17 protein-coding genes are annotated in these 20760 nt (G+C 72.7%); 8 read left to right on the top strand and 9 right to left on the bottom strand.

What is annotated here, in order from left to right; all coding sequences use genetic code 11:
• Positions 1–8: 8 nt before the first annotated feature.
• From AB0M28_RS17580 to mgtE, 5 genes are all read right to left on the bottom strand, one after another.
• Positions 9–2447 (bottom strand): SpoIIE family protein phosphatase, encoded by a 2439-nt coding sequence (locus tag AB0M28_RS17580; RefSeq protein WP_365404948.1) that lies wholly within the window; start codon positions 2445–2447, stop codon positions 9–11.
• Between the two features lie 116 nt (positions 2448–2563).
• Positions 2564–2971, bottom strand: coding sequence for an ATP-binding protein (locus tag AB0M28_RS17575; RefSeq protein ID WP_365405017.1), 408 nt, complete (start codon positions 2969–2971; stop codon positions 2564–2566).
• A 182-nt stretch (positions 2972–3153) separates the two neighbouring features.
• Complete coding sequence (locus tag AB0M28_RS17570; RefSeq protein ID WP_365404945.1) at positions 3154–3348, bottom strand: SPOR domain-containing protein; 195 nt, start codon at positions 3346–3348, stop codon at positions 3154–3156.
• A 329-nt stretch (positions 3349–3677) separates the two neighbouring features.
• The gene (locus AB0M28_RS17565; protein ID WP_365404942.1) at positions 3678–4430 is read right to left on the bottom strand and encodes a GntR family transcriptional regulator; all 753 of its coding nucleotides are present in this window, start codon (positions 4428–4430) and stop codon (positions 3678–3680) included.
• 181 nt (positions 4431–4611) lie between these two features.
• On the bottom strand, positions 4612–5946 hold the full coding sequence (gene mgtE / locus AB0M28_RS17560; protein ID WP_365404939.1) for a magnesium transporter: 1335 nt from the start codon (positions 5944–5946) through the stop codon (positions 4612–4614).
• A 240-nt stretch (positions 5947–6186) separates the two neighbouring features.
• Here mgtE and AB0M28_RS17555 point away from each other — a divergent pair, with 240 nt between their 5' ends.
• The 3 genes from AB0M28_RS17555 to AB0M28_RS17545 all read left to right on the top strand — a co-directional run bounded on the left by AB0M28_RS17555 (position 6187) and on the right by AB0M28_RS17545 (position 9214).
• Positions 6187–7491 carry a glycoside hydrolase family 18 protein gene (locus AB0M28_RS17555; RefSeq protein ID WP_365404936.1) on the top strand — a complete coding sequence of 435 codons (1305 nt, stop codon included), beginning with the start codon at positions 6187–6189 and terminating at the stop codon, positions 7489–7491.
• 134 nt (positions 7492–7625) lie between these two features.
• Complete coding sequence (locus tag AB0M28_RS17550) at positions 7626–8387, top strand: PIG-L deacetylase family protein (RefSeq protein ID WP_365404933.1); 762 nt, start codon at positions 7626–7628, stop codon at positions 8385–8387.
• 71 nt (positions 8388–8458) lie between these two features.
• Complete coding sequence (locus AB0M28_RS17545) at positions 8459–9214, top strand: MerR family transcriptional regulator (protein WP_365404930.1); 756 nt, start codon at positions 8459–8461, stop codon at positions 9212–9214.
• Positions 9215–9324: 110 nt separating this feature from the next.
• On the opposite strand, the gene AB0M28_RS17540 is transcribed toward AB0M28_RS17545, so the two are convergent.
• Positions 9325–9930: a hypothetical protein gene (locus AB0M28_RS17540; RefSeq protein WP_365404926.1), complete on the bottom strand. Its 606-nt coding sequence runs from the start codon at positions 9928–9930 to the stop codon at positions 9325–9327.
• Between the two features lie 59 nt (positions 9931–9989).
• Complete coding sequence (locus tag AB0M28_RS17535; RefSeq protein WP_365404923.1) at positions 9990–10799, bottom strand: NAD(P)-binding domain-containing protein; 810 nt, start codon at positions 10797–10799, stop codon at positions 9990–9992.
• A gap of 131 nt (positions 10800–10930) precedes the next feature.
• Between AB0M28_RS17535 and AB0M28_RS17530 the strand changes: the two genes are divergently transcribed.
• Together AB0M28_RS17530 and AB0M28_RS17525 are read left to right on the top strand one after the other, a co-directional pair.
• Positions 10931–11761: a helix-turn-helix transcriptional regulator gene (locus AB0M28_RS17530; RefSeq protein WP_365404920.1), complete on the top strand. Its 831-nt coding sequence runs from the start codon at positions 10931–10933 to the stop codon at positions 11759–11761.
• An 82-nt stretch (positions 11762–11843) separates the two neighbouring features.
• Positions 11844–12695: an NAD(P)H-binding protein gene (locus AB0M28_RS17525; protein ID WP_365404917.1), complete on the top strand. Its 852-nt coding sequence runs from the start codon at positions 11844–11846 to the stop codon at positions 12693–12695.
• A gap of 6 nt (positions 12696–12701) precedes the next feature.
• Here the strand turns inward: AB0M28_RS17525 and AB0M28_RS17520 are convergent, their stop codons facing one another.
• Positions 12702–13115, bottom strand: coding sequence for a hypothetical protein (locus AB0M28_RS17520; protein ID WP_365404914.1), 414 nt, complete (start codon positions 13113–13115; stop codon positions 12702–12704).
• 70 nt (positions 13116–13185) lie between these two features.
• Between AB0M28_RS17520 and AB0M28_RS17515 the strand changes: the two genes are divergently transcribed.
• Positions 13186–16356, top strand: a complete 3171-nt coding sequence (locus tag AB0M28_RS17515; protein WP_365404913.1) for a caspase family protein — start codon at positions 13186–13188, stop codon at positions 16354–16356.
• 74 nt (positions 16357–16430) lie between these two features.
• Here AB0M28_RS17515 and AB0M28_RS17510 read toward each other — a convergent pair whose 3' ends face one another.
• The gene (locus AB0M28_RS17510) at positions 16431–17462 is read right to left on the bottom strand and encodes a hypothetical protein (RefSeq protein WP_365404910.1); all 1032 of its coding nucleotides are present in this window, start codon (positions 17460–17462) and stop codon (positions 16431–16433) included.
• A gap of 183 nt (positions 17463–17645) precedes the next feature.
• Here AB0M28_RS17510 and AB0M28_RS17505 point away from each other — a divergent pair, with 183 nt between their 5' ends.
• Positions 17646–18632, top strand: coding sequence for an acetylxylan esterase (locus tag AB0M28_RS17505; RefSeq protein ID WP_365404908.1), 987 nt, complete (start codon positions 17646–17648; stop codon positions 18630–18632).
• A 55-nt stretch (positions 18633–18687) separates the two neighbouring features.
• Entirely contained in the window at positions 18688–20760 is a 2073-nt protein-coding gene (locus AB0M28_RS17500; RefSeq protein ID WP_365404905.1) for an NAD(+) synthase, read from the top strand.

Below are 20760 nucleotides of genomic sequence, written 5' to 3'. Positions count from 1 at the left end.
GTCGCCCCTCAGAACACCGAGAGCAGGGCCTCCACGGCGTCGCCCGGGGGTGGGCCCTCGCCCGGGAGGTCCAGTTCGAACCAGACCGTCTTGCCCTGCGGGGTGCGGCGGGAGCCCCAGCTCCGGCTGAGGAGGGAGACGAGTTGCAGGCCGCGGCCGCCCTCGTCCGTGTCGCGGGCGCGGCGGCGGCGGGGCTGGCGCAGGGCCGCGTCCCAGACCTCGCACACCAGCGTGCGGTCCAGCAACAGGCGCAGCCGGATCTCGCCCTCACCGTGCCGCAGGGCGTTGGTGACCAGCTCCGAGACGAGCAGCTCGCTCGTGTCGACGAGGTCGTCCAGCCCCCAGGCCATCAGCTGCGCCCGGGCCAGCTCGCGCGCCCGCGCCACGGACCGGGGCTCGGCCTCCAGCCGCCAGTCGCCGACGCTCTCGTGCGGCAGCCCGCGCACCCGGGCCATCAGCAGCGCGACGTCGTCCTCGCCGTGCCGGGTGTTGAGCGTGTCGAGCACGTGGTCGCAGACGTCCTCCAGCGCCCGCGGCCCGCCGGTCAGCGCCTTGCGGAACGCCTCCAGGCCCTCGTCCAGCGGGTGTTCGCGGGACTCCACCAGCCCGTCTGTGTACAGGGCGAGCATCGCGCCCTCCGGCAGCTCGACCTCCACCTCCTCGAACGGCTCGCCGCCGACGCCGAGCGGCATGCCCGAGGGCACCTCCAGCAGCATCGGCGGCTCGCCGGGCTCGACCAGCATGGGGGGCAGATGGCCGGCGTTGGCGATCATGCAGCGCCGGGTCACCGAGTCGTAGACGGCGTACACGCAGGTGGCCATGTAGACCTCGGACACGTCGCCGAGACCGCTGGCGATCTCGTCCAGCGCGGTGAGTACGTCGGCGGGTTCGAGGTCCAGCAGCGCGAGGGTGCGTACGGCGGTGCGCAGCTCCCCCATCGCCACGGCGGCGCGCAACCCGCGCCCCATCACGTCACCGACCACCAGCGCGGTCCGGTGCCCGGGCAACTCGATCACGTCGAACCAGTCGCCGCCCACCTCGGTCGCCGTGTTGCCCGGCAGATACCGGCAGGCGATGTCGAGGCCCGCCGCCTCGGGCTCCCCCGGCGGCAGCAGGCTGCGCTGGAGTATCAGCGCCCGGGCGTGCTCGCGCCGGTACAGCCGCGCGTTGTCGATGCACACGGCCGCGCGCGCCGCGATCTGTATCGCCAGCGCGGTGTCCCGCTCCCCGAAGTCCTCGCTGCCCTTGGTACGGGAGAACTGCACCAGCCCGACCACAGTGTCGCCCGCGACCAGCGGGACGGCGAGCGTCGTCTGCACGTGCGCGTCCTCCTCGCTGGAGGACACGACCTGCACCTGCGCGGTGCGCAGCGCACTGGCGTAGGGCGAGTGGAACGCGAAGCGGTGGGTGGACCCGACCGCCGTGACCGGGGTGTCGGAGACGGCGGAGGCGAACGCGACGCGGCGCAGTTCGGCGCTGCCGTCGGCTATCCCGGGGCGGCCCTCGTCGCCGTCGAGCAGCCCCTGGTAGAGGTCCACGCAGGCCATGTCGCAGAACTGCGGCACGGTGACGTCGAGCAGCTCGCGGGCGGTGGTCTCCAGATCGAGGGTGTTGCCGATACGGGCGCCCGCCTCGTTCAGCAGGGCGAGGTTGCGGCGGGCGCTGGCGGCCTCGCTCTCCGCGCGGCGGCGGCTGGTGACGTCGGTGGCTATCGCGGCGACGCCCATCGGGCGGCCGGTGCCGGAGTGCACCCGGTACAGGGAGACGGACCAGCGCAGCCGCTGCGGCTCCTCCGGCGAGGGGCCCATGATCTGCATGTCGGTGACCGGCTCGCCGCTCTCCAGCACCTGCCGGCAGGCGGCGACGAAGCGCTCGGCCTCGGCTCGGGGCAGATAGTCCTGCGGTGTACGGCCGACGTGCGCGTCGGTGGGGCGGCCGAAGGCGGACGCGAAGCGCTCGTTGACGCGGATGAGCCTCAGGTCCGTACCGAAGAGGAGAAAGCCCATCGGGGACTGCCCGAAGACGGCCTGGGAGGCGGCCAGATCTGTCTCAATCCTGCGCAGCGCGTACACGTCGACGGCGATGCAGACCGCCCCGCGCCGGCCGCCGGCGGCCTGGGTGGGCATCACGTAGAGCTCGGCGATGCCCTCGGCCTCGCCGCTGCGGCCGTACGGGACGAGTCCCGTCCACTCGCGCCCGTCGAGGATCTGCACCACCGTGGAGGCGGCACCGGCCCGGATCTGCCGTGGGATGAGCGCCTGCACCGGGTCCACGCCCAGCGCCCGTTCGGCGGGGATGCCGAAGAGCTCGGCGGCCCGGTCGCTCCACTGGTCGACACGCCCGTCGGGGCCCAGGGAGAAGGACGCCACCTGGATGTGGTCGTAGATCGAGCCCGGTGGGCTGCTCGTCCACAGCGGTTCCGTCACGCGTCCGCCCCCTTTGCTCATCCTGCTCCGGGTACGCGTAGGCCCGAGTATGCGACAGAAGCGGCCATCCGGAACATGCCCCTCAGATCGCGGTTGTGTCTCGGTGAGCCCCGTCCCGACCGTGCTCCCCCCTTCTTCTAACCAGCCAGAGGCAACTCGAACCACACGGTTTTCCCGGCCCGCCCCGGCTTCGTGCCCCAGCTGCGGGCGGCCACGGCGACGAGCTGCAGACCCCGCCCGCCCTCGTCCTGCGGGCCCGCCGCGCGGATGCAGGGCGGATCGGGCAGCGGGTCGGAGACCTCGACCCGCAGGGCGCCCGGACGGCGGCCGTCGGGGCCGGGGAGGCGGGTGAGGCGCACGACGATGGGCCCGGCCGCGTAGCGCAGGGAGTTGGTGACCAGCTCGCTGACGAGCAGCACGGTCACGTCGCTCACCGGGTCGAGCCGCCAGCCGCGCAGGGTCTCACGCACGACGGCGCGCGCCGTGCGGACCGCGCCCGGGTCCGCGGGGAAGGTCCATTCCGCGGGACCTTCCGGGGGCACCAGGGCGGCGTGGGGAGCGTATGAGGATTCCGCCGCATCAGCGGTGTGTGTCACGCCGACCACATCCCAGTCCAAAATCGGGGGATTAGTTATGGGATACCCGATTTGAGACGAATTTCACGGCGTCAACGTAACTGTTACAAGACAGGACGCTCACTCATCGTGAGGCCGGGCGTCGGGGCTGGTCAGATCCCGTTCGACGCTCCGCCGGTCCCGTTGATGCGCTCCACGAGGTAGAGCTGCTTGTGCCCGCCGCTGTCGAAGCGAGCGGCCACCCGCTCGGCCTCGGCCCGCGTCGCGTAGCTCCCCACGCGATAGCGATTGCCGTTGTCGTCCTGGCGTATGACCACCCACGGACGTACGGCTCCGCTGTCGCTCATCGCCTCTCCCCCGGCCGGTCGCCTACCTTCCGCGCGCATAAGCCGCACGGTCCCCAAGATTGCATATGCCAGAGCTTACGCCTGGCCTTCACGCGCCGGATACGAGTTTACACAAAGCGATGCCTTAATCGCCACCTTGTTCGAATTATTCGAGACAGGGGGTGAGGGGGTGGGAGGTGGGACTCGGGGGTCGGGTGAGGGGGTGGGAGGGGGGCGGGGGTAGAGGCCGCAATCCCAGCCCGTCCGGCGTTTGAGGACGAGCGCCGTCCAGGCGCGACGGGGGTCCGGGGGCGGAGCCCCCGGCAGCGGGAGGCGAACCGGAAGCGGCGCTACTTCACCGGCAGGTGATACGCGACGCGATGCCGCTCCGCGAGCGCGACGATGTCAGCCGTCTCCACCGCCCGCCCCGAGGCGAAGAACGTCCGCGACACGACGAGCACGAGCTGCCCCGGAAACCCGCCCAGCGGCAACGTCTCCTCGGCCAGCCCCGGCCGCGCGGAAACCTCCTCGAGCACGTTGTCCACGATCACGTCGATCGCCGCCATCCGCTCGACGACCCCCTGCCCCGCCAGCGGCCCCTCCTCCGGCAGCATCACCGGCGTACGCCCGGTCAGCGCGAGCGGCTCGTACGAGATCGACCGCATGACCGGCTCACCACCGGCCCGGAAGAGGTACTCCGTCCGCATCACGCGATCGCCGGCCTCGATCCCGAGCCGCTCCGCGACCTCCCGGCCGGCGGCCGCCTGCGCGCTCGTCGACTCCCAGCTGCCGGCGACCCGCTCGTCCGTCTGCTCCTGCCGGAACGGCGAGGAGTCGCCGATGATCCGGTAGCCGGTCCGGGAGATCCGCCGCGGCACGGGCTGCTCGCGCACGTACGTGCCGGAGCCCGAGCGGCCCTCGACCAGCCCCTCGGCCATCAGCACCTTGCGCGCCTCCAGGGCGACCGTGTCGGAGACGCCGTACTCCTCGCGGATCCGGGCCTGCGAAGGCAGGCGCGAATGGGGCGGCAGGTCCCCCTCCACGATCTTCTTGCGCAGGTCTCCGGCCACCCGGAGGTACGCGGGCTGCTCACCGAACGACACATGTGCTCCCAAAGCTTGACAGTCCGCGACAGCTTGGCAACCGCGGTTCGCCACCCGCAAGTTCAGGGGTGAACTTCACTTTCCGTATGGAACCCGCAGGCCGGGGCCGTACGAAGCCTCAGGGCACGGCAGGGCGATCCGGCGGCCGGGACGCCCTCACCCCACCTGACGAACGCTCGCACTACAGTCCCAGCACCACACGGGCGATCAGGAAGTAGATGATCAGACCCGTGGCGTCCACCAGCGTGGTCACGAGCGGCGCGGAGATGACCGCCGGGTCGATGCCGAACTGCCGCGCCAGCAGCGGCATCGTCGCGCCGACCACGGCCGCCCAGGCGCAGATCGCGACGATCGACAGCGCCACCGTCACGGCGATCCCGCCGTCCGTCATCACCGCCGCCAGCACCAGCCCGACGGCGGCCAGCCCGAGCCCCAGCAGCAGCCCCACCCGGCACTCCCGCCACGCGAGCCGGAACACGTCCCCGGGCCGCAGTTCGCCGACCGCCAGCGCGCGCACCGCACCGGTCGCCGCCTGGGCGCCGACGTTGCCGCCCGTACCGACGAGCAGGGGGATGAACACCGCCAGCTGTGTGACCTGCTCCAGCTCGCCCTCGAACGCCTGCAGCACCTTGGCGGTCATCGTCGCCGCGACGATCAGCAGGAAGAGCCAGACGATCCGGGACCGGGCGAGCCGGAAGACGCCGACGGACATGTAGTGGCCCTCGACCGGGCTCTGGCCGTACTGCCGGGCGATGTCCTCGGTGTCGGCCTCCTCGATGACCTCGAGGGCGTCGTCGATCGTGAGCAGGCCGACGACCCGGTCGTCGCTGTCGACGACCGGCAGGTCGAGGAGGTTCGCCTCCTGCATCAGGCGGGCGGCGGCCTCCGCCTCGTCGGTGGCGCGTACCCGTACGCACTCGGTGTCGACGAGGTCCGCCAGCGGGTGCGACGGCTCCGCGAGCACCAGGTCGCGCAGCGAGACGACGCCGACCAGACGGCGGGAGACGTCGGCGACGGGGAGCGTGTAGATGGTCTCCGCCCGGGCACCCGCCGCCCGCACCCGGGCGAGCGCCTCCGCGACGGTGGCGTGCTCGTGCAGCAGCACCATCTCCGGCGACATGTAACGGCCGACGTCGTCCGGTCCGTACCCGAGCAGCCGGGCCGTGAGGGAGCGCTCGTGCGGGCTGAGACCGGCGAGCACCCGCTGGGTGAAGTTCGCCGGCGCCTCTCCCAGCAGCCGGGCGCGGTCGTCCGGGTCCATCCCCTCGACGACGTCGCGGAAGGTCTGGTCGCGCAGACCGGAGAGGACCTTCTGCTGGTCGACTGGGTCGAGCTCCTCGAAGACCTCGTGCGCGCTCTCCTTGTCCAGCAGCCGGAAGAGCAGGACGGAGCGCATGTCGTCGGCGCGGGCGAGTTCGTCCGCGATGACGTGCGGGGGGTTGTCGGCGAGCCAGGCCTGTACACCGGGTACGTCGTTGCCGTCGAGGAGGTCGTGCAGCTCGACCTGGGCGGGCATGCACACCTCCATGACCTGGTTCGACCTGGTTCAGCCTATGTCCTGCGGGTTGGGTGCGCCTCGCCGGAAGCGCGGGGGCGTACCGACCTCTTGACCGCTTTGGTCTAGGCCAATAGCGTGCCCGCAGCGCGCGCTTCTCATCGGCCGCTTCTCATCGGCACGGCACGCACGCTTCGCACCCGCACGGCACGCACGTTCCCCACCCGCACGGCACGCACGCTTCTCACGGAAGAGGGCACCATGCGCCGAAGACTCCTCGGCAGGCTGGCGGTCGCCGGCTGCACCCTGTCGCTCCTGCTCACGCCGTCCCTCGCCGACGCGCACGACGGGGACAGGGGCCCGTCGTACAAGCGCGTCGGCTACTTCACCCAGTGGGGTGTGTACGGTCGCGACTTCCAGGTGAACGACCTGGTCACCAGCGGTACGGCGGCCCGGCTCACGCACCTCAACTACGCGTTCGGCAACGTCGGCGCGGACGGCAGGTGCTTCGAGGCCAACATCCCCGGCGAGGGCGACGCCTGGGCGGACTACCAGCGTCCGCTGGACGCCGCGAACTCCGTCGACGGGGTCGCGGACACGGCCGACCAGGCGGTGGCCGGCAACTTCAACCAGCTGCGCGAGCTCAAGGCCAAGTACCCCAAGCTCAAGGTCCTCATCTCGCTGGGCGGCTGGAGCTGGTCCACGCACTTCTCCGACGCGGTCCGCACGCCCGCCAAGCGCAAGGCGTTCGTGGCGTCGTGCATCGACCTGTTCCTCAAGGGCGATCTGCCGCTGCTCGACGGCAAGGGCGGCCCCGGGTCGGCGCGCGGGATCTTCGACGGCATCGACATCGACTGGGAGTGGCCGAACTGGCCGGCCGACACCGACACGGTCTACCGCCCCGAGGACAAGCAGAACTACACGGCGATGCTGGCCGAGTTCCGGCGCCAGCTGCTCGTCCAGGGACTGAAGGACCACAAGCGCTACCTGCTGACGGCCTTCCTGCCGGCGAACCCGAACGCCATGGACGCGGGCTTCGAGGCCGGCAAGGTCTTCGACCTGCTCGACTTCGCCACCGTGCAGGGCTACGACCTGCACGGCCCCTGGGAGAGTGAGACCAACCAGCAGTCGGCCATCGGCTCGCCCGACTTCAGCCTGACGCAGGTCGTACAGGACTGGCGGCAGCGCGGGGCGCCGGGACGGAAGATCGTGGTGGGCGTGCCGTTCTTCGGCCACGGCTGGACGGGCGTGACCGGCGGCGGCGACGGCTACCAGCAGCCGGCGACCGGGCCCGCGCCCGCCACGTGGGAAGCCGGTTACGAGGACTACAAGGTGCTCAAGCAGCTGGCGGAGTCCGGCGGTTACACGGTGTACCGGGACGAGGCGAACGGCCACGCCTGGCTCTTCGACGGGACGACGTTCTGGAACTACGACGACCCGCAGGTCGTACGGGCCAAGGCGGACTGGGTGCGCGAGAACCGCCTGGGCGGCGCGATGGTGTGGTCGCTGGACGGGGACACGGCGAACGGGGAACTGTTCGCGGCGCTGTCGGCGGGGCTGATGTAGCGGCGCCGCCAAAGGGACCGGTGCCGCGGCGCCGGATCCCCCTCCGCCCCTTTCAGGTGACGGAGTTGTCCACAGAGTGATGGTCGTCCACAGCCCCCGCCGAGCCCGGCGGGGGCTGTGCCACGATGACGGGCATGACGACTGAAGCGCAGTCCTTGCAGGAGATGCCCGACGACTGGGAGAGGGCGCTCGCGATCGTCGCGCATCCCGACGATCTCGAGTACGGTGCCGCGGCCGCGATCTCCCACTGGGCGGACCAGGGGAAGCAGATCGCGTACCTGCTCGTCACGCGGGGCGAGGCGGGGATCGACGGGATGGACCCGGAGGAGGCGGCCCGGGTCCGCGAGGAGGAGCAGCGGGCCAGCGCCTCGGTGGTCGGCGTGAGCGCGGTGGAGTTCCTCGACCACCGCGACGGGGTGATCGAGGAGGGTCTGCCGCTGCGCCGGGACCTGGCCGCGGCCATCCGCCGGCACCGCCCGGAGCTGCTGATCACCCTCAACCACCACGACACCTGGGGTACGGGTCCGGGCTCCTGGTGGAACACCCCCGACCACCGGGTGGTCGGGCGCGCGGTGCTGGACGCCGCGGGGGACGCGGGCAACCGGTGGATCTTCCCCGAGCTGCTGTCCGGCGAGCGGCTGGAGCCGTGGGGCGGTGTGCGGTGGGTCGCGGTGGCCGGGTCCCCGCAGCCGACGCACGCGGTGGGGGTGGCCGACGATCCGTTCACCAAGGCGGTGGCCTCGCTGGCGGAACACCGGGCGTACATCGAGGGACTGGGGGTGAAGGAGGATCCGCGGGAGTACGCGAAGGGGTTCATCGAGCAGATGCTGAAGGGCGCCGGGGAGCGGCTCGGCACGGAGCTGGCGGTGAGCTTCGAGCTCTACCCGCGGGGCTGAGCGGGCTTCGCTTGACCTTTACGTTGCGTCAACTTCTAGCGTGGTTGTCGTACCGAGGAAAGGGGTGAACGGTGTCGGAATGGTCGATCCAGGACCTGGCCAAGGCGGCCGGGACGACGAGTCGCACCCTTCGCCACTACGGCGAGAAGGGACTGCTGACCCCGAGCCGGATCGGCGCCAACGGCTACCGCTACTACGACGAGGACTCCCTCGTCCGGCTGCAGCGGATCCTGCTGCTGCGTGAGCTGGGGCTCGGGCTGCCGGCGATCGCCGAGGTGCTGGAGGGCGAGCGGGACACGTCCGCCGCCCTGCGCACGCATCTGGCCCTCCTGGAGCAGGAGCAGCGGCTGCTGCGGCGCCGGATCGCCTCGGTACGGACCACGCTGGACAAGACGGAACGAGGTGAACCGCTCATGGCGGAGGAAGTGTTCGACGGGTTCGACCACGCACAGTACGAGCAGGAGGTGACGGAGCGCTGGGGCCGCGAGGCCTGGCAGCGGGGCGACCGCTGGTGGCGCTCGCTCTCGGAGCACGACAAGCGGGACTTCCAGCAGACGCAGCTGGACATCGCGCGGGACTACGCGGCGGCGCTGGCCGCCGGGAGGTCCCCGGACAGCGACGAGGTCCAGGAGATCACGCGGCGCCACTACGACTGGATCGCGGTGGGCTGGCAGGGCCGCCGTCCCACGGCGGAGGCGTTCACGGGCCTGGGCCAGATGTACGTCGACGATCCGCGCTTCACGGCGAACTACGACCGGCACGGCGAGGGTACGGCGGAGTTCGTCCGGGACGCGATGCGGGTGTACGCGGAGCGGGAGTTGGGGTAGCGCGGGCCTGTGCCTGGGCCTGCGCCTGGTTGCAGCCCGGCGCGGTCCGGACCCGGTAGGGGTGGCCCCGGCTCGCAGTCCGGACCCGGTGGGGCGGCCCGGCGCGCGGCCTAGACCAGGTAGGCCGTGCCGCCGTCCTTGGCCAGGGATGCGGCGACCTGGCGGTTCGCCGTGGCGAGCTGGTCGGGGGTGCGCTGCGGGATGAGTTCCTCCCAGAGCGAGAGGAACGTGCCGCGGAACTGGGTCAGCCCCTGGGGCCGGGGCAGGAACCACAGGTGCAGATGGGCACCGCCGTCGCCCCACCGGTTCACATGGACCCGGGCGATCCCGCCCAGCGAGTGCAGGGCGCGCTCCACGCGCTGGATCATCGGCCCGAGCTCCACGGCCCGCTCCGGCGGCAGGTCGGCCAGGTCGTGGTGGGCCCGGGGCTGCAGCATCAGACAGCTGGGCAGCCCCGTCCGGATCGCGTCCACCCGCCAGTGGTCGTCCGCCCAGAGGGCCTCCTCGACGGGCGTACGGCACGTCGAGCAGTCCGCGGACCCGGCCTCGCCGTCGCGCGGCGGCTCGGGCAGCTCGGGCTCCGTCAGCCGCTTCACCGTGAACTCCCCCTCGAAGGGGAACGTCGCCCAGTGGACGAAGGAGTCCTCGGGGACGGGCAGTTCCTCGCCGAAGGGGAGGCCGCGGACGTAGTCGCTGGGCTCGGGCGTCTGGGTCACGATCCACACCCTAGCGGCCTCCGCGTGACCCGGCGCCGGGGAGCCCGGCGGCCTCCGCGTCACCCGGCGCTGGGGAGCCTCGCGTCCCCCGCCCGTCGGCGGACGGCCGCGCCCACGAGGTCGGTGACCCGCGCCGCCGGTACGGGGACGCCGGGTGTCCCCAGCGTCCAGCGGAGGAACGCCTCGACGTCCAGGGCGGGGATGGCGCCGAGGTAGGGGCGGATGTACACCGGTGTGTCCGGCTCGCTGCGCCAGCTGTCCGCGAGCGGCCCGGTGTCCACCGCGTCGTAGCCGAGGGCGTCCAGCAGCCGGACCGCCTCGGCCTTGGGCGCCGCCTGGTCGCCGGCGACCGGCAGGGCGCTGCGGTCCGGTGCGCCGGCGGGCCGGGCGAGGGTGCGGAGCTGGTGCGGGGTGACGTTGTTGAGCGCCTTGATCACATGGGAGTGCGGGAGGTGGTGCTGGAGCAGGGCGCTGGAGGTCAGCTCGCCCGAGTCCAGTTCGGGCACCATGCCGTCCCGTTCGGGGTAGTAGTTCGCCGTGTCCAGCACGGTCTTGCCGTGGAGGGCGTCCACCGGGAGCCCCCGGAACGCGCCCAGGGGGACGGCCGCCACGACCAGATCGCCGGCGCGGGCCGCCTCGGCCGGCGTGGCGGCCCTGGCCCGCCCGCCGCGTCCACCGCGCCCGCCGCGTCCACCGCGTCCGTCCAGTCCGTCGAGTCCGGCCGGTCCGTTGAGTTCGGCGACGAGCCCGGCGAGCGTGTCCGGGCCCCGCGTGTTGCTGAGGATCACGTCGAAGCCGGCCGCGACGGCCAGCCGGGCGACGGCCGAGCCGATCATTCCGCTGCCGATGAGTCCGAGGGTCTGGGGCATCGGGTGTCTCCGTTCGTATGCATCCGTCGATCAGAGACAGCCTCGAACGGTTCCCGCTCCCCAGCCAGAGCCGCCTCCTGCGTACGCACGACGTGATCACCCGGGCGCGCACGCCGACTTACCCTGTCCGGATGGACGATCGCACCGAGTTGCGCGGGTTCCTCCTGTCACGCCGTGCCCGACTGCGCCCGCGGGACGTCGGGTTGCGGGACGACGGCACGGTGCGGCGGGTCGCGGGCCTGCGGCGCGACGAACTGGCCCGGCTCGCGGGCGTGAGCATCGCCCACTACACGCGCCTGGAGCAGGGCAGGGGCGACAGCGTCTCGGACGAGGTGCTGGACGCCGTCGGCGCGGCCCTTCGCCTGAGCCCCGACGAACTCGCCCATCTGCACCGCGTCGCCCGCCGCCCGCAGCCGTGCGCCCAGGTCACCGCGGCACCGGAGGTGCCGCCGAGCCTGCGGTACCTGCTGGAGTCGATGGTGCTGACGCCGGCGCTGGCGATCGGCCGGCACACCCAGATCCTCGGCTGGAACCGGCCGGCGGCGGCCGTGTTCGGCGACTTCTCCGCGCTGCCGGAGGACCGCCGTACGCTGTCGCACCTGCTGTTCACCGAGGCCGGGACCCGTGCGCTGTTCCGCACCGGCTGGGAGCAGGCGGCGTACGGGCACGTGGCGCATCTGCGCGTGCTGCTCGGCCGGTTCCGCGGGGACGCCGGGCTCGCCGCGCACCTCGCGGACATGCGGGGGCTGAGCGCGGATTTCGCACGGATGTGGGCGATGTACCCGGTCGCCCGGGCCCGGCACCGCGTCCTGGTCCTGGACCATCCGGTCGCCGGCGCGCTGACCCTGCACGGCGAACTCGTGTCCCTGCCCGACGCCCCGGCGTGCTGCGGGCTCGACCTGTACGCCGCGGAGCCGGGTTCGGCGTCCGAGGAGGCGCTGCGCGGGCTCGTGGAACCGTGAGCGCGTGGGCGGCGCTTGACCTCAACCCCGGTTCAGCTCGCAGGCTGGAGGCCACGCACCAGCCCGAGTCACGGAGGTCCTCATGCGCGTTCTCGTCACCGCCGCCACCGGCACGGTCGGCCGGCAGGCCGTCGCCCAGCTGCTCGACGCCGGGGCGCAGGTGCGCGCGCTGGTCCGTAAACCGGAGGCGGCCGGGCTGCCGGCGGGCGTCGAGGTGGTGCGGGGCGACCTCACCGACCCCGTCTCCGTCGAGGAGGCGCTGCCCGGCGTCGACGGCGTCTTCCTGATCTGGCCGCTGCTCACGCCCGGGCCCGCCGCCGAGGTCGTCGCCGCGATCGGGCGGCACGCCCGCCGTATCGTGCAGCTGTCCGCCTGGGGCGTGCCGGACGACGGCTCGCGGCCCGAGGGGGACATCCTCGGCACGCACGCCGGGGTCGAGCGCCTCGTCCGTACGTCGGGACTGGAGTGGACCGTGCTGCGGGCGGGCGGCTTCGCCACCAACACCCTCGGCTGGGCACCCCAGGTGAGCGCCGGGGACACGGTGTACGCCCCGTACGCGGGCGCCACCCGCTCGCTGATCCACGAGGCCGACATCGCGGCGGTCGCCACCCGGATCCTCACCGCGGGCGGCCACGCCGAGGCGGTGTACCACCTCACGGGCCCGCAGGCGCTGACCCAGGCGGCGCAGGTCGACGCGATCGGCGAGGCCCTGGGCCGCCCCGTGCGCATGGTGGAGATCCCGGCGGAGGAGGCCCTCGCCCAGTACACCGCGCACGGCCTCCCCGAGGAGGTGGCCCGCGCCATCCTCGCCGCCCACGCCCGGATGGTCGACGAGCCGGAGACCGTGTCACCGGCCGTCGAGCAGATCACGGGCCGCCCGGCCCGGACGTATCTCCAGTGGGCCCGGGACCACGCCGCGGACTTCGGGGGCTGACCGCCCTCATGCCTGCCCCGTGGGCTCCTCCTCCGCGGCAGACGGGGCGGTCGGCTGCTCCTGGCCGTTCAGGGCGGCGATCAGCGCGTCGTTCGAGACGGTGTCGCCCTCGACGCGTACGACCTTGCCGTTCGCACTCTCGGTGACGGTCACCGTCAGCGACCTGCGCCGGTCGCGGCCCAGCCACGCCTTGACGATCTGCGCGAACGCCCCGACGGAGCCGGCGCCGCTCAGCCCGATCACCAGCTCCGTGGCGACGCCCTTGGTCCCCTCGGCCGGGAGCGCCCGCTCGTGCGCCTCCAGCCCGGCCGCGGCCCGCAGGTCGGCGAGCAGCTCCGCCCGCGCCTCCAGGGCCGCCTCGTGTCCCGCGTCGAGTCCGGCGAGCCGCTCCTCGATCCTGACTTCCCTCGTCCGTCCCATGGCTGGTTCCTCCGCGACCTAAGCTGGCGTACAGCGTGGCTGGTGGATGGCTGAGCGTGGATAGGATCCTATGTACCGGGCCCTGATCGTCTGCAACTCCCGCTTTGCGAAAGACGCTTCGGCCCTCCCCGAGCTCAACGGGCCCAAGGCGGACGGGATGCTGCTGCGGGACGCGCTCACGGATCCGGGCACCGGGATGTTCGACCGGAGCAACGTCGCCCTGCTGCCGGAGGCCGACGCGCCGGAGGTCCTCGACGCGGTGGACGACTTCTTCGCGGGCGCCGAGCCGGACGACACCCTGCTGCTCTACTACAGCGGCCACGGACGCAGCCTCGGCCAGGAGTTGTACCTGTGCGCGGGCAACACCCGCGCCGACCGGCTGGAGTCGTCGGCCGTCGCGTCCAGCACCCTGTCCCGGATGATCAACCGGAGCTTCGCCCAGGTGAAGATCGTGATCCTGGACTGCTGCCACGGCGGCGGCTTCAAGGGCGGGGACCTCGTCGAAGGGCTGTCGGGCAGGGGCCGGTTCGTCCTGGCCGCGGCGTCGGCCGCGGACCGGGCGGGGGACGCGGAGCGGCGCGGCGAACCGAGCCCCTTCACGAAGGCGCTGGTCGAAGGGCTGCTGACCGGGGCCGCGGACGGCGACGGCGACGGCGCGGTGGATCTGGACGACCTGTACGCCCATGTGGCGCGCGTACGCTTCAACGGCCACGAGCCGCAGCGCAAGTACGACGGCGCCGGGGCCGTCCCGATCGCACGCCGGACGGACGCGCCGGCCGGGCCGCCCCCGATCCCCGTACAGCCCGCGGCCCCCGCCCCGCAGGGCGCGGACCTGCTGGAGAGCGTAGCCCCGGGCGCGATCCTGGACGACACCCGGATCCGGTCGTTCCGCGGGGAGCTGCGCGAGGACATGGCGACCGCCTATCCGCCGCAGCTGACGTCGAGCGAGTTCCTGCAGCGCTCGGGCCTGGTCCGGGAGGGCCGGCCGACGTACGCCGCGGCGCTGCTCTTCGGGGAGAACCCGAGCGCCCTGCTGCCGACCGCGATGGTGCGCTGCGCGCGTTTCCGCGGCCGGGACAAGACGCGGCCCCTCACGGGCACGGAGCTGCACGGCACACTGCCCGAACTCATCGTCCAGGCCCGCGACTTCGTCGCCTCGGCCGCGCTGCTCGGCGAGCTGCCGACGGCGGAGGGCGCCACGAGCGACGGGCTCTACCGCTATCCGATGATCGCCGTCCGCGAGATCATCGCCAACGCGCTGGTCCACCGCGACTACACGCACCCCGACGCCTGCGTGCAGATCCATGTCTACGACGACCGCGTCGAGGTGATCAGCCCGGGGACCTGGGGCGGCGGTGTGCCGGTGCCGGACGGCCAGCAGCGGCTGGGCACCCTGGAGCGCCAGTCGCAGCCGCGCAACTTCCGGCTGGCCCGGGTGCTGTCGTGGGCGAAGCTGGTCGAGTCGGTCGGCGCGGGGCTGCCGCGCTCGGTGGCCGACTGCCGGGCGGTGGGCGCACCGGAGCCGGTGGTGGCGATCCGGCAGGGGATGATCACGGTGACGGTGTTCCCGCTGGTGGCGCCGGCGGAGGACTCCGGGCCGCCGGCTACGGGCGTCGTCGTACCTGCCCCCCGGACGGGACAGTCGAGCACCATCGAGGTGCACCGGATGGCGGGAGTGACGCTTCACGGCGACGCGTTCGTACGCGGCATGGCGTACCGGGTGACAAGCGACACGGCGCTCACGGCCGCGCATGTGGTCGCCGACGCGGGCGAGTACGCCCTGCGGTTCCCGCACGGGGCGACGCCGTGGGAGGCACGGGTCGAGGTGGTCTTCGCGGACGCCTCCGCGGACGTGGCCGTGCTGCGCTTCACACCGCCCGGCGAGGCAGAGGTCGTCGCCCCGGTGCGCTACGGCAGGGTGTCGACGGGCCCCGAGTTCATCGAGGTCGAGGCGGCCGGTCTGTCCCGGTACGAGATGTCCGGCTCGTCGCCGGGGTTGTTCGAGCTGGTCCACGCGAAGGGGGTCGCGTCCAGCCTGGCCAGCCGGCGCACCAGCCCGCTCAGCATCCAGTTCACCCCGGCCGCGTGGCACGGCGTGTCGGGCAGTCCCGTGTGGGCCGAGGGGCTGCTCGTCGGGATCGTCAACCGGCGGCACAGGAAAGACGACGCCACGGTGCTCGCCGCCCGCATCGACGGTCTGCTCGTCGGCTCCTCACCGGAGCACGCGGCCCTCCCCGCGCTGCTGGGCATCCCCGAGCCCGTCGACCTGCCCGAGACACCCGCGCCGGCGCTGCCGCGTTCGTCGGGCTATCTGGCGCGGGTGCAGGACCTCGCGCCCGAGCGGCTCTCCGGCCGGAACGGTGAGCTGACGGAACTCCTCGCCTTCTGCCGCGGCGACGCCCCGTACGCCCGCTGGCGCGGGCGGCCCTGGTCGGGCAAGACGGCGCTGGCGTCGTACTTCACCCTGCAGCCGCCGCCGGACGTGGACGTCCTCTCCTTCTTCGTCACCAGCCGGCTCGCCGGCCAGAACGACAGCTCCGCGTTCACCGACGCCCTCGTCGACCAGCTCTGCTGGTATCTGGACGAGCCGCGCACCACGTCCTCGGTGCAGACCGGCGCGCTCGACACCCTGCGCCGCAGGCTGCTGGCCGACGCGGCCGGCAAGGCCCAACAGCAGCGCCGCCGGCTGCTCCTCGTCGTGGACGGCATCGACGAGGACCTCGGCCCTGCGACGGGGCTGCCGAGCATCGCCTCGCTGCTGCCCGCGACGCCCGGCCCCGGGCTCCGGGTGCTGGTCACGGGCCGCGAAGTGCCGCTGCCCGACGACGTATCGCCCGCGCATCCGCTGCGCGCCTGTCCGGTGCACGAACTGGAGCCGTGGACGCTCGCCGGGGAGCCGCTGCGTGCGGCAGGGGCCGAACTGAGCGCGGTGTTCACCGGCTCGGAGGCGCAGCGCGACGTGGTGGGCCTGGCCCTGGCCGCTGGCGGTGAGGTCACGGTGGCCGTGCTGGCGGAGCTGGCCGGTGTGGCGCCGTACGAGGTCGACAGAATGCTCGCGGGCGGTCTGGGCAGGCTGTTCCGCTTCACCAGGGGCGGGCCGCCCGACGGCGGGTCCGTACACATCGCACACCACGCGCTGGAGACGGAGGCGCGGCGACTGCTGGGTGAGCGCCTGATGCAGGCGTACGAGGACCGCTACTTCGAGGGCAGGCTCGGCAGATCTGTGGACGGGTCCCTCTGACGCCCCTCGCCGGCGAGAGTCCGCGTGTCACGGTGGCGCGTGCGGCCGGGTCGGCCTGGCCGCACGGAAGGGCGTCAGGCCACGTGCCACTCGATGTAGCTCGGCGTCCGGCCCGCGGTGGTCGCCTCCACCACCGAGTAGCGCGGGGACCAGCGGTGCCACTGGAGGCTGCCGGTGATCCACAGACCGAGGTCGGTGAGCGAGTTCTCCACCCGCGTCCACGCCTCGTCCGGCATGGTGAACAGCGGGCGCAGCGCGCGCAGGTCGCGGCAGGCCGCGAGGTAGTCGCGGGTGGCCGTCTCGATCATTCCCGCGGCGGCGTCGAGCGCGCCGTCCCAGTCGAGGGACTGGCGGTCCACGAGGAAGGGCACGAGGTGGTCGTAGTCGCCGCGGGCCGTCTCCTTGCGGATGGAGTAGATGTCGTTCGTCCAGCAGATCGCGTCCGACGCGGAGGCGCGCACGGCCTCGTACGCGTCGACCGAGGTGATCTCCTCGGGGACCTCCTCGAGGTTGCCCGTCTCGATCAGGTCGAAGCTCAGCTCGCAGCCGGAGTGGATGCGCCGCCGCCGCAGATGCGTGTACAGGCTGCCCTCGTCCGCGGGCCCGGAGGGCACGTGCTGCAGCATGGACTGCCCGACCCAGTCCGCGTAGTGCGCGACGTACCGCTTGCGCCAGGCCACCGACATGGGGCGGGCGGAGCGCTCCCAGAGGTCGGCGGCCGCTTCGGTGAGGGGGCTGGTGGGCCGGGGTGCGTTCATGTCCGCGGGCATCTGCGCGAGCACCTCCCGGCAGATGCGTATGCGGTCCTCGTGCGTGGAGTCCGCATGGCCCTCGTCGAGGAGATCGTCGAGGATCCAGTTGTAGGCGTTCCACTCGGACATCAGGTCCAGGCGGCGGGCCCGGGGATACGTCAGCGCGCAGAAGTATCCGTAACCGGCCCTGTAGAAACGTTCCGCCGCGGCCTCGCCGCGAATCAGGTCGAACTTCCGCGCCCAGGCGAAGAGCCGGTCGTCCGCGCCCTCCGCCTCCGGGTGCAACTGGTGATCGATCGGGCACCACAGGGCAGGTATCCGTGCCCCGGTGGGCAGCTCACTCGCGATGGTCACTTCTGGTCTCCTCGGGATCGGATACGATCACCCGTGGGCGATCTGCCAACTACTAAAGCCCATAGGTGACTTGAAGTCGCCCGATACCTCCCCTTCTAAGACCTCGCATAACCGTGTGAGGCATTCCTGCGGCTTACGTGGCTCAAATATGCCTGCGACGCCCCCTGGCCTAGGGTCGGGCGCATGACCGATGCCATGCCGTCCTTCGCCCACGACCTGCCCTTCGACCCCACGCACGGCTACACCCGCGAGGAACTGCTCCGCGTCCCCGCACCCGCCGCGCCTGGCGACTTCGAGGCGTTCTGGCGCGGGCGTCACGCCGAGGCGCTCGCCGTGGACCCGCGGCCGGAGGTGGGTCCGCTCGTCGAGGAGCGCGACGGCGTACGCGTCCACGAGGTGACGTACACGTCGGTGGACGGGCTGCGGCTCGGCGGCTGGCTGGCCCTGCCCGCCGACGGGCCCGCCGAGCACGGCTTCGTGATCGGCCACGGCTACGGCGGTCGCGGCGAGCCCGGTCCCGACATGCCGCTGCCGCTGCCCCGGTCGGCGGCGATCCTGCCCTGTGTGCGCGGCATGGCGGAGCGCGGCACGGTCCCCGGCATCCCGTCCGAGGCCGCGGAGCACGTGCTGCACGGCATCGGGTCGCGTGAGTCGTACGTCATCGGCGGCTGCGTGGCCGACCTGTGGTGCGCGGCGTCGGCGCTGCTGCGGCTGGTGCCGGAGCTGGCCGGCGCCCCGCGTCTGGGCTACCTCGGCGAGAGCTTCGGCGGCGGGCTGGGCGCGCTCGCCCTGCCCTGGGACGACCGCTTCGCGGCGGGCCAGCTGACGGTGCCGACGTTCGGCAACCATCCGCTGCGGCTGACGCTGCCCTGCACGGGCAGCGGCGAGTCGGTGCGGGCGTACCACCGCACGCACCCCGAGGTGGCGGAGGTCCTGCGGTACTTCGACGCGGCGACGGCGGCGACGCGGCTGCGCAAGCCGGTGCTGACGGCGCCAGCGCTGTTCGATCCGTCGGTGCCGCCGCCCGGCCAGTTCGCGGTGCACAACGCGCTGCCCCAGGGCGAGCCGCACGTCCTGGCGGCCGGGCACTTCGAGTACGACGGGCTGGACGCGGCCACGGCGGCGCTGACGAAGGCGAAGGCGGAGTTCTTCGGCCGGGCGCTCGGATAGGCCCGCGGGGGCCTCGCCTCCGATCACGCGCACCCCCGGATGGGATACTGGTGCGGTGAACTTCTGGTCGCTCTACCAGCACGGCTTCGCCAGGATCGCCGCCTGCACCGGGCACGCCGCCATCGCCGACCCCCGGGCCAACGCGGCGGCGGTCCTGCGCCAGGCGCGCCGCTGCGCCGACGACGGGGCCGCCGTCGCCGTCTTCCCGGAGCTCTGTCTGTGCGGGTACTCCATCGAGGACCTGCTGCTGCAGGACGCCCTGCTCGACGACGTCGAACAGGCGCTCGCGACCGTGGTGGCGGGCTCCGCGGACCTGCTGCCGGTCCTCGTCGTCGGCGCCCCGCTGCGCCACCGCAACCGGATCTACAACTGCGCCGTGGTCGTCCACCGCGGCCGGATCCTGGGCGTGGCCCCCAAGTCGTACCTGCCGACCTACCGCGAGTTCTACGAGCGCCGCCAGCTCGCCCCCGGCGACGACGAGCGCGGCGGCACGATCCGCGTCGGCGGCGCGTACGTCCCGTTCGGCACGGACCTGCTGTTCGAGGCGGAGGACGTGCCGGGGCTGGTGCTGCACGCGGAGATCTGCGAGGACATGTGGGTGCCGGTGCCGCCGAGCGCGGAGGCGGCGCTGGCCGGAGCGACCGTGCTCGCCAACCTGTCGGGCAGCCCCATCACCGTCGGCCGCGCCGAGGACCGTCGGCTGCTGTGCCGCTCGGCCTCCGCCCGCTATCTCGGCGCGTACGTCTACGCGGCCGCCGGACTGGGCGAGTCGAGCACCGATCTGTCCTGGGACGGGCAGACGATGATCTACGAGAACGGCGTGCTGCTCGCCGAGACGGACCGCTTCCCGCAGGGCGACCGGTACGCGGTCGCGGACGTCGACCTGGACCTGCTGCGCCAGGAGCGGGCGCGGATGGGCACGTTCGACGAGAACCGCCGTACCCACGCCGCCCGCACCGGCGACTTCCGCCGGGTGGCGTTCCGGCTCGACCCGCCGCTCACGGACCTCGGGCTGCGCCGCCGCGTGGAGCGCTTCCCGTTCGTACCGGCGGACCCGAACCGGCTCGCGCAGGACTGCTACGAGGCGTACAACATCCAGGTCTCCGCGCTGCAGCAGCGGCTGACCGCCATCGGCGGCCCGAAGGTCGTCATCGGTGTCTCCGGCGGCCTGGACTCCACGCACGCGCTGATCGTCGCCGCCCGCGCGATGGACCGGATGGGCCGCCCGCGCAGCGACATCCTGGCGTTCACCATGCCGGGCTTCGCGACCGGCGACCACACCAAGGACAACGCGCACCGGCTGATGCGCGCCCTCGGGGTGACCGCGGCCGAGCTGGACATCACGGAGACGGCCCGGCTGATGCTGAAGGAGATGGGGCATCCGTTCGCCGAGGGCGAGCCGGTGTACGACGTCACCTTCGAGAACGTGCAGGCCGGCCTGCGCACCGACTACCTGTTCCGGCTGGCCAACCAGCGCGGCGGCATCGTGCTGGGCACGGGCGACCTGTCGGAACTGGCGCTGGGCTGGTGCACGTACGGCGTCGGCGACCAGATGAGCCACTACAACGTGAACTCCGGGGTGCCCAAGACCCTCATCCAGCATCTGATCCGCTGGGTGATCAGCACCGGCCAGTTCGACGAGGACGCGAACGCCACGCTGGCCGCGATCCTCGACACGGAGATCAGCCCGGAACTGGTGCCGGGCGAGGAGCTGCAGTCGACGGAGTCGAAGATCGGCCCGTACGCGCTGCACGACTTCACGCTCTTCCACGTGCTGCGCCACGGCTTCCGCCCCTCGAAGATCGCCTTCCTGGCGTGGCACGCCTGGCACGACCGGGAGTCGGGCGCGTGGCCGCCGAACTTCCCCGACGCCAAGCGCGTGCGGTACGACCTGCCGGAGATCTGGCACTGGCTGGAGTACTTCTGCCGCCGCTTCTTCGCGTTCGCCCAGTTCAAGCGCTCCGCGATGCCGAACGGCCCGAAGGTCCTGGCCGGCGGCTCCCTGTCCCCGCGCGGCGACTGGCGCGCCCCGTCGGACGGCTCGGCGGAGGTGTGGCTGCGCGATCTGGCGCGGTGGGACGTCGGGAGCATCAAGGAGCCGGAGACCGCGGAGCCGGAGAAGGCGTGA

It is taken from the genome of Streptomyces sp. NPDC051940, from assembly GCF_040680895.1.
Classification (GTDB): Bacteria; Actinomycetota; Actinomycetes; order Streptomycetales; family Streptomycetaceae; genus Streptomyces.
The sequence above is the reverse complement of the archived record's forward strand: the minus strand, read 5'-3'. Positions and strand labels throughout refer to the sequence as shown.

Excerpts from the sequence above, each read along its gene's own strand:
- AB0M28_RS17580 (WP_365404948.1), bottom strand. The coding sequence starts at position 2,447 with ATGAGCAAAGGGGGCGGACGCGTGACGGAACCGCTGTGGACGAGCAGC.
- AB0M28_RS17570 (WP_365404945.1), bottom strand. The coding sequence starts at position 3,348 with ATGAGCGACAGCGGAGCCGTACGTCCGTGGGTGGTCATACGCCAGGAC.
- mgtE (WP_365404939.1), bottom strand. The coding sequence starts at position 5,946 with ATGCCCGCCCAGGTCGAGCTGCACGACCTCCTCGACGGCAACGACGTA.
- AB0M28_RS17555 (WP_365404936.1), top strand. The coding sequence starts at position 6,187 with ATGCGCCGAAGACTCCTCGGCAGGCTGGCGGTCGCCGGCTGCACCCTG.
- AB0M28_RS17550 (WP_365404933.1), top strand. The coding sequence starts at position 7,626 with ATGACGACTGAAGCGCAGTCCTTGCAGGAGATGCCCGACGACTGGGAG.
- AB0M28_RS17535 (WP_365404923.1), bottom strand. The coding sequence starts at position 10,799 with ATGCCCCAGACCCTCGGACTCATCGGCAGCGGAATGATCGGCTCGGCC.
- AB0M28_RS17530 (WP_365404920.1), top strand. The coding sequence starts at position 10,931 with ATGGACGATCGCACCGAGTTGCGCGGGTTCCTCCTGTCACGCCGTGCC.
- AB0M28_RS17525 (WP_365404917.1), top strand. The coding sequence starts at position 11,844 with ATGCGCGTTCTCGTCACCGCCGCCACCGGCACGGTCGGCCGGCAGGCC.
- AB0M28_RS17520 (WP_365404914.1), bottom strand. The coding sequence starts at position 13,115 with ATGGGACGGACGAGGGAAGTCAGGATCGAGGAGCGGCTCGCCGGACTC.
- AB0M28_RS17515 (WP_365404913.1), top strand. The coding sequence starts at position 13,186 with ATGTACCGGGCCCTGATCGTCTGCAACTCCCGCTTTGCGAAAGACGCT.
- AB0M28_RS17505 (WP_365404908.1), top strand. The coding sequence starts at position 17,646 with ATGACCGATGCCATGCCGTCCTTCGCCCACGACCTGCCCTTCGACCCC.